This is a genomic window from Actinophytocola xanthii, from assembly GCF_001921205.1.
Taxonomy (GTDB): Bacteria; Actinomycetota; Actinomycetes; order Mycobacteriales; family Pseudonocardiaceae; genus Actinophytocola; species Actinophytocola xanthii.
This window is the reverse complement of the sequence record NZ_MSIE01000099.1, coordinates 21,533-29,567: the sequence shown is the minus strand read 5'-3', so window position 1 is coordinate 29,567 and position 8,035 is coordinate 21,533. Positions and strand designations below refer to the sequence as shown.

The window sequence follows — 8,035 nt, the reverse complement described above, 5'->3', positions numbered from 1 at the left end:
GCGCCGCCGCCCGCCAGGACCGCGGCCGCGCCGCCCGCGGGCCGACCCGCGCCGTCCGGGCCACCGGCCGCGGGCGGTACCGCCGGCCGGATGTCGCCTGTCTCCCGGGATCCGGCCGTTCGGCACGGGCAGGCGGCGGGTACCGCGGGCCGGATGGCGCCGGTGGCCGGTGAGCCGGCGGGACGGCACGGTTCGGCGCCGGTGGCTCATGGCTCGGGTGGTGCCGCGGGCGGGATCTCGGCAGCGTTCCGGGAGTCGACCGCGCGGCAGGGTGCTGCGCCGGGCACCCAGGAGCCGGTTGGGCGCCATAACTCGGCTCAGGCGACGGGTACCGCCGGCCGGATGCCGCCTGTCTCCCGGGATCCCGCCGCTCGGCACGGGCAGGCGACGGGTACCGCCGGCCGGATGGCCCCGGTGGCCGGCTCGAGTGGTCCCGGGTCACCCACGGGCACCGCCGGCGGGTTGCCGCCGGTGTCGCGGGACATGGCTGCGGGCTATGGCTCGCCAACGGGTACGGCGGGTGGTTTGCCGCCGGTCGCGCGTGATGCGGCCGGGCGTTACGGATCCGCACCCGCCACCGGCACCGCCGGTCGGATGCCGCCCGCGGTTCGGGAGCCGGTCGGGCGGCACGGTTCGCAGGCCACCGCCGGCCGCATGCCCCCGGTTGACCGCGGCGAGCCAGGAGGCCGGCGCCGGGCACGCGACGCGGACGACGCCGGGGGCCGCCGGCGGCGGGCAGAGGGGCAGCCGACCTGGCAGGAGGCCCGGCAGAACGCCGGCCCCGAGGCCGGCCCGAGCGGGTCCCACGCCGCCGGTCGCTCGGTCAACGAGCTCCTCGCTTCCCACGGGGGCGCCACCCCCTCGGGAACCCCACGCCGCCGGCGGCGACGCGAGGACTGAAAGCCCCGGCTGCTCACGAACCCGGCATTTCGCACCGTAGGGTGACTACCCGTGAGCCAGAGCCCCGTCCCCTATAGACGGACACCGCGTCGCCGAACGGTTCTGTTGCCGGCGATCGGACTCGTCGCGCTCGCGGGCTGCGGGCTCACCCTGCTCGCCGTGTCCACCGCCAGGGTCGGGCTGGTCGCCGAGATCGTCGGGATCGTGGCGGCGCTCGTCCCGGTCGGGACGGTCGTCGCCGCTCTGTTGTGGATCGACCGGTGGGAGCCGGAGCCGGCCCGCCTGCTCTGGTTCGCCTTCGGCTGGGGGGCCAGCGTCGCGGCCATCACCGCACTGCTGATCAACAACACCGCCGAGGCCGTCGGCGACGCGCTGCTCGGGCACGGCCGGGGCGACACGATCAGCGCGGTCGTCTCGGCGCCGCTGTTCGAGGAGGCCGCCAAGGGCGCGTTCGTCCTCGGCATCATGCTGTGGCTGCGCAACGAGTTCGACGGCGTGATCGACGGCGTCGTCTACGCGGGTTTCGTCGCCGCCGGGTTCGCCTTCACCGAGAACATCTACTACTTCGGCCGCGCCTTCGCCGAGAACGGCTTCGGCGACTCGAGCACGGCCGGCGTGATCACCGCGTTCATCCTTCGCGGGGTCCTCGCCCCCTTCTGCCACCCCCTGTTCACCGCGATGATCGGCGTCGGGATCGGCATCTCCGTGCGCGCTCCCAGCCGCGTCCTCCGCCTGCTCGCCCCGATCGGCGGCTACCTCGCCGCCGTGTTGCTGCACGCCATGTGGAACGGCGCGGCCACTCTCGGCACCGCCGAGACCTTCCTCAACGTCTACTTCCTCGTCATGGTTCCGATCTTCATCGTGGGCGTGCTGTTCGTCGGCTGGCACCGCCGTCGCGAGCAGCGGATCGTGGCCCGCGCGCTGCCGGACATGGTCGAGCGCGGCTGGGTCGACCCCGCCGACGCGCGCCGGCTGACCACCCTCGCCGCGCGCCGCGCCTGGCGGGCCAGGGTCGCCAGGCGCAGTGGCCGACGGGCCGCCCGCACCCTCGGCCTCTACCAGGCCGCGATCACCGAGCTGGCCTTCCTCTGGCACTCGGCCCGCCTCGGCCTCGCCGGGTCCGACGCCGTCGAACGCGAGGCGCAGCTCGTGCTCGCACTGCGCACCGCCCAGGCCGGACTCGTCCCTCGGGCCGACCAGCGGCGGTGACCGTGCGACTCGTTACGCTCGTTTCCACCGACCGCAGGGAGGCGAGCGCACGATGAACCGACCGGCGCGCCTTGCCGTCGGCGTGGTCTCGGCCGGCCGGGTCGGCGCGGTGCTCGGCGCCGCGCTCGCCCGCGCCGGTCACTCCGTTGTCGCCGCCTCCGGGGTCTCCCGCGAGTCGGTGCGCCGCGCCGAGGACCTACTGCCCGGCGTTCCCCTGCTGGCCCCCGACGAGGTCGTCGAACGGGCCGACCTCGTGCTGCTCGCTCTGCCCGACGACGCCCTGGGCGGCATGGTCCGCGGGCTGGCCGCGGCCGGCGCCCTGCGGGCCGGTCAGATCGTCGTGCACACCTGCGGCGCGCACGGTCTCGACGTGCTGGCGCCCGCGGCGGAACACGGTGCCCTCCCGCTCGCGTTGCACCCGGTGATGACCTTCACCGGCCGTGCCGAGGACCTCGAGCGGATCACCACCTGCTCGTTCGGGGTCACCGCTGCCGACGACGACGAGGCGGCGTGGAGCGTCGGCGAGGTGCTGGTCGTCGAGATGGGTGCCGAGCCGGTGCGGGTCCCGGCCGCGGCTCGCCCGCTCTACCACACGGCGCTCGCGCACGGGGCGAACCACCTGGTCACCTTGGTCGCCGAGGCCGCGGAGCTGCTGCGCGGCGCGGGTGTCGCCGACCCGGAACGGATGCTCGGACCGCTGCTGTCCGCGGCACTGGACAACGCCCTGCGCCACGGCGACCGCGCGCTCACCGGACCGGTCGCCCGGGGCGACGCCGGCACCGTGCTGGCCCACCTGAACGTGCTCGCCGAGCACGCGCCTGACATGCTGCCCGCCTACCGCGCGCTCGCCGCGCGCACCGCCGATCGCGCGCAGCAGGCCGGCCTGCTGCGCGCCGATCTCGCCCCCGACGTCACCGCCGCCATCGAGCGCGGCCCCGGTGAGGAGCACCGATGACCGCCGCCCCCAAGTTCACGCCCGGCCAGCTGCACGTCCACCGCGGGCTCGCCGACGTCGTCCGCGTCACCCGGGCACTGCGCGGCGTCGGCCGCAGGATCGCGTTCGTGCCGACCATGGGCGCGCTGCACGACGGCCACCGGCAGCTCCTGCGCACGGCCAGACGCCTCCCGAACACGGTGCTGACCGCCTCGATCTTCGTCAACCCGCTCCAGTTCGGCGCGGGCGAGGACTTCGACCGCTACCCGCGGCCGCTCGAGGACGACCTCGAGGTCTGCCGCGAGGAGCGGGTGGAGCTGGTCTTCCACCCGGAGCGGGAGGCGCTCTACCCGCCGGGGGCGCAGGTCACCGTCCAGCCCGGCCCGCTCGGCGCCGAGCTCGAGGGCGCCGCGAGGCCGGGGCACTTCGCTGGCGTGCTGACGGTCGTGACGAAGCTGTTGAACATCGTGCGTCCGGACTATGCGCTGTTCGGGGAGAAGGACTACCAGCAGCTCGTGCTGGTCAAGCAGCTGGTGCGGGACCTCAACCTGGACGTCAGCGTGATCGGGGTGCCGATCGTGCGGGACCGGGACGGCCTCGCGCTGTCCTCCCGGAACGCCTACCTCGAGCCGGAGCAGCGGACCGCCGCGCTCGCGTTGTCGGCCGCGCTCGCGGCCGGCGCCCGGGTCAGCGCCGGGGGAGCCGAGGTGGTGCTGGACTCCGCGCGGGCGGTGCTCGACAAGGAGCCACTGGTCCAGCTCGACTACCTGGTGCTGCGCGGGCTCGACCTGGGGCCGGCGCCCGAGCGCGGCGAGGCACGCCTGCTGGTGGCCGCCCGCGTGGGGTCGACCCGCCTGATCGACAATGTCTCCGTGTTCCTGGGCGAACATCAGTAGTAGGGGAGGACTGCGGTGTTCCGCACGATGCTCAAATCCAAGATCCACCGGGCCACTGTCACCCAGGCCGACCTGCACTACGTCGGTTCGGTGACTGTCGACCCGGTGCTGATGGAGGCCGCCGACCTGCTCCCCGGTGAGCAGGTCGCGATCGTGGACGTCACCAACGGCGCGCGCCTGGAGACCTACGTCATCGAGGGCGAGCGCGACAGCGGCGTGCTGGGGATCAACGGTGCGGCAGCGCACCTGGTCCACCCCGGTGACCTGGTGATCCTGATCTCCTACGGGATCATGGACGCCGCCGAGGCCGCCGCGTACCAGCCGAAGGTCGTGTTCGTCGACGCGGACAACCGGATCGTCGAGTCCGGGTCCGATCCGGCCGCGGTGCCCGTCGGCAGCGGCCTGGCCAGCGGCACGGGACGCGAGCCCGAGCCGCCGGCCGAGACCGCGGAGGCGGCGATGCTCGACGCCCTGCTCCAGCAGGAGAGCTGACCCGCGTGCTGCTCGCGATCGACGTCGGCAACACGAACATCGCGCTCGGCCTCTACCGCGGCCCGGACCTGGTCCAGGACTGGCGGATTCGCACCGACGCGAGGATGACCGCCGACGAGCTGGCGCTGACCATGCGTGGGCTCCTCGGCCGCCACGCCAACGACGTGACCGGCGTCTCCGCGCTGTCCACCGTGCCCGCCGTGCTGCGTGAGCTGCGGGTGATGCTCGGCCGCTACTACGCCTCGGTGCCCCGGCTGATCGTGGGGCCGGGGGTGCGCACGGGCGTGCCCCTGCTGGTCGACAACCCGAGAGAGGTCGGCGCCGACCGCGTGATCAACACGCTGGCCGCGCACTACCTGCACGAGACCGCGTGCGTGGTCGTCGACTTCGGCACCTCCACCAACATCGACGTGATCTCGGCGAAGGGCGAGTTCGTCGGCGGGGTGTTCGCGCCGGGGATCGAGATCTCGGTGGACGCGCTGGCCGCGCGGGCCGCGGCGCTGCGCAAGGTCGAGCTGGTCCGCCCCCGCTCGGTGATCGGCAAGAACACCGTCGAGTGCCTCCAGTCGGGGATCATGTACGGCTTCCCCGCCCAGGTGGACGGCCTGGTCCGGCGCATCATCGACGAGCTGGAACGCACCACCAACCCCGGGGAGGTCACGGTCATCGCCACCGGCGGCCTCGCCCCGCTGGTGGTTGAGGAGTCGGAGACCATCGTCGACCACCGCCCCGACCTGACCCTGCTCGGCCTGCGCCTGGTCTTCGAACGCAACAACAGTCGCTAGCTCGCGCCCTGGCCGCGGCGCGCCCTGATCACCATGGTGACCAGCGGCATGTCGAACTCGCCGGTGGCGGTCTCCGGACGGGACAGCAGGTACTCGCGAATCCGGTCGAGGGTGACCGCGCGTTCCTCCTCGCTCACCACGATCGTGTGGGACTTGGTGCCGATCGTGGCGACCAGCGAGTTCGCCGTGCGCCGCTGCACGTGCGGGAACACGGCCCGCTCCGAGGCCTCGAACGGCGGCTGGTTGAACAGCGGGTGCCGGTCCGACCAGGGCTGGGTCACGCTCGTGCCCGAGACTTCGCTCAGTCCGGCAACCCACGGCACGCTCTCGTCGTCGTTGTTCCACAGCGCGGCCAGCGCCCCGCCCGGGCGCAGCACCCGGGCGATCTCGGCCAGCGCCGCGTCCCGGTCGAACCAGTGGAACGCCTGGCCGACCACCACCGCGTCCACCGCGGCGGTCGGCAGCGGGATCCGCTCGGCCGCCCCGTCCAGCGCCCGCACCGCGGGGTGACGCGCCGAGAGCTCCGCGCGCATTTCCGGGTCCGGCTCGACCGCGGTGACCTCGAGCCCGAGGCCGAGCAGACCCGCCGCGGCCTTGCCCGTCCCCGCGGCGAGGTCCAGGACCTGCCGGACCGGACGGGTCGCGGCGGCGAGACCCCACCGCAGCCCGTCGGTCGGGTAGTCGGGGCGATGGTCGGCGTAGTCCGCGGCGCGGGAGCCGAACGAACGGGCGCGCCGGGCTGTGACGTCGGGCTCTGGCATGCCCCACGGTAACCCCGTGGCCTGGACGGGAACGGTCTCCGTACCCTTGCGCAGGTGACCGACGAATCGTTTCAGCCGCTGACCGATGACCTTCCGGAGCAGCTGCGGATCCGTCGGGAGAAGCGGGCGCGGCTGCTCGCCGAGGGTGTGGAGCCCTATCCGGTCGAACTGCCGAGGACGCACTCCCTGGCGGAGGTCCGGAGCGCCCATTCCGATTTGCCGGCCGACACCTCCACCGGAGATGTGGTGGCGGTCACCGGACGCGTGATGTTCGTGCGCAATACGGGCAAGTTGTGTTTCGCTACCCTCGTCGAGGGCGACGGTACCGAACTACAGGCGATGCTCAGCCTGAACAACGTCGGGGCGGACGCGCTCAATGCCTGGAAGGCACATGTCGACATCGGCGACCACGTTTTCGTCCGCGGGGAGGTAATCACCTCGCGCCGGGGCGAGCTGTCCGTACTCGCCGACGAGTGGCGAATGGCCGCCAAGTCCCTGCGCCCGCTGCCGGTCGCGCACAAGGCGCTGAACGAGGAAACACGCATTCGGCAGCGGTATGTGGATCTGATCCTGCGCCCCGAGGCCCGCGATACGGTCCGCGTCCGCGCCGGGGTGACCCGTGCATTGCGCGAGAGTTTCCACCGGCGTGGTTTCGTCGAGGTCGAGACCCCGATGCTCCAAACGATGCACGGCGGTGCCACCGCGCGGCCGTTCGTCACACACTCCAACGCCATGGGCATGGACCTCTACCTCCGCATCGCGCCGGAGCTGTTCCTCAAGCGGTGCGTGGTCGGCGGTATCGAGAAGGTCTTCGAGATCAATCGCAACTTCCGCAACGAGGGGAGCGATTCGTCCCATTCCCCCGAGTTCGCGATGCTCGAGTACTACCAGGCCTATGCCACGTACGACTCGATGGCCGTGCTCACCCGTGAGCTGGTGCAGGAAGCGGCCGAGGCGGTGTTCGGCACGCAGGAGATCACCCTCGCCGACGGGTCGCCCTACGACCTGTCCGGTGAGTGGGCCTCGATGACCATGTACGGCTCGCTGTCCGAGGCGGCCGGCGAGGAGATCACCCCACAGACCCCGGCCGAGCTGCTGCGCAAGCTCGCCGACGCCCGTGGTCTGGAGGTCGATCCCAAACTCGGTCACGGAAAGCTCATCGAGGAGCTCTGGGAGCACCTGGTCGGCGATCACCTGACCGCGCCGACCTTCGTCCGTGACTTCCCGGTCGAGACCTCTCCGCTCACCCGCCAGCACCGTTCGGTGGAGGGTGTCGCCGAGAAGTGGGACCTCTACGTGCGCGGGTTCGAGTTGGCTACCGGCTATTCCGAGCTCGTCGACCCGGTTGTGGAACGTGAGCGGCTCACCGCGCAGGCCAGGCTCGGGGCCTCCGGGGACGACGAAGCGATGCGGCTGGACGAGGACTTCCTGCGCGCGCTCGAGTACGGAATGCCCCCGAGCGGCGGTGTCGGAATGGGGATCGATCGGCTGCTCATGGCGCTGACCGGTCTCGGCATACGGGAGACGATCCTGTTTCCGCTGGTGCGACCGGAATGAGCACGTTGCAGCACGTGCGTCACTAAACTCCCGGCGAGATTTGCGTTAACCTCCTGAGTGCGAGTATTTATATCGGTGCTGACGGACGCACGTTCGGCCTCGAGTTTCGAAACTTAGGAGGGCGCAGTGGCGCAGAAGGTCATGGTTACCCTGGTCGACGACCTTGACGGTTCGGAGGCCGGGGAGACCGTCGAGTTCGGTTTGGATGGTGCGTTCTACGAGATCGACCTCTCCGAGGACAATGCGGAGCGGTTGCGGGAGGCGCTCGCCCAATACGTCGAGCACGCCCGCAGGGCGGGCGGGCGTAAGCGGGCACCGGGTCGTCCGGGTGGTGCCGGCCGCGCGCCGCGTACCGCCTCCGCTGATCGTGAGCAGAACCAGGCAATTCGTGAGTGGGCGCGCAAGCAGGGCATGAACGTGTCGGATCGCGGGCGAATCCCCAAGGAGGTCACCGACGCGTACAACGCGCAGGCCTGAGCATTACCTACCGGAGATAAGCGC

8 protein-coding genes and 1 pseudogene are annotated in these 8,035 nt (G+C 72.0%); 8 read left to right on the top strand and 1 reads right to left on the bottom strand.

Annotated features, from left to right (window positions below; translation table 11 throughout):
• The 6 genes and pseudogenes from BU204_RS42095 to BU204_RS34910 form a co-directional block, all read left to right on the top strand.
• A pseudogene (locus BU204_RS42095) lies at positions 1-900 on the top strand (hypothetical protein); the annotation flags it as partial.
• 105 nt (positions 901-1,005) lie between these two features.
• On the top strand, positions 1,006-2,109 hold the full coding sequence (locus tag BU204_RS34930; protein WP_233160991.1) for a PrsW family intramembrane metalloprotease: 1,104 nt from the start codon (positions 1,006-1,008) through the stop codon (positions 2,107-2,109).
• A 52-nt stretch (positions 2,110-2,161) separates the two neighbouring features.
• The gene (locus BU204_RS34925) at positions 2,162-3,064 is read left to right on the top strand and encodes a Rossmann-like and DUF2520 domain-containing protein (protein WP_075130086.1); all 903 of its coding nucleotides are present in this window, start codon (positions 2,162-2,164) and stop codon (positions 3,062-3,064) included.
• The gene (panC, locus tag BU204_RS34920) at positions 3,061-3,939 is read left to right on the top strand and encodes a pantoate--beta-alanine ligase (protein WP_083661904.1); all 879 of its coding nucleotides are present in this window, start codon (positions 3,061-3,063) and stop codon (positions 3,937-3,939) included. Before BU204_RS34925 ends, panC begins: the two co-directional genes overlap by 4 nt.
• Before the next feature lie 15 nt (positions 3,940-3,954).
• Complete coding sequence (gene panD, locus BU204_RS34915) at positions 3,955-4,431, top strand: aspartate 1-decarboxylase (protein WP_075130085.1); 477 nt, start codon at positions 3,955-3,957, stop codon at positions 4,429-4,431.
• 5 nt (positions 4,432-4,436) lie between these two features.
• Positions 4,437-5,216, top strand: a complete 780-nt coding sequence (locus BU204_RS34910) for a type III pantothenate kinase (protein WP_075130084.1) — start codon at positions 4,437-4,439, stop codon at positions 5,214-5,216.
• Here BU204_RS34910 and BU204_RS34905 read toward each other — a convergent pair.
• The gene (locus BU204_RS34905) at positions 5,213-5,977 is read right to left on the bottom strand and encodes a class I SAM-dependent methyltransferase (protein WP_075130083.1); all 765 of its coding nucleotides are present in this window, start codon (positions 5,975-5,977) and stop codon (positions 5,213-5,215) included. The two genes, BU204_RS34910 and BU204_RS34905, sit on opposite strands and share 4 nt — an antisense overlap.
• Positions 5,978-6,031: 54 nt before the next feature.
• Between BU204_RS34905 and lysS the strand changes: the two genes are divergently transcribed.
• Both lysS and BU204_RS34895 read left to right on the top strand, forming a co-directional pair.
• Positions 6,032-7,534 (top strand): lysine--tRNA ligase, encoded by a 1,503-nt coding sequence (gene lysS / locus BU204_RS34900; protein ID WP_075130082.1) that lies wholly within the window; start codon positions 6,032-6,034, stop codon positions 7,532-7,534.
• Between the two features lie 126 nt (positions 7,535-7,660).
• Positions 7,661-8,011 (top strand): histone-like nucleoid-structuring protein Lsr2, encoded by a 351-nt coding sequence (locus tag BU204_RS34895; protein ID WP_075130081.1) that lies wholly within the window; start codon positions 7,661-7,663, stop codon positions 8,009-8,011.
• The last annotated feature ends 24 nt before the right edge of the window (positions 8,012-8,035 follow it).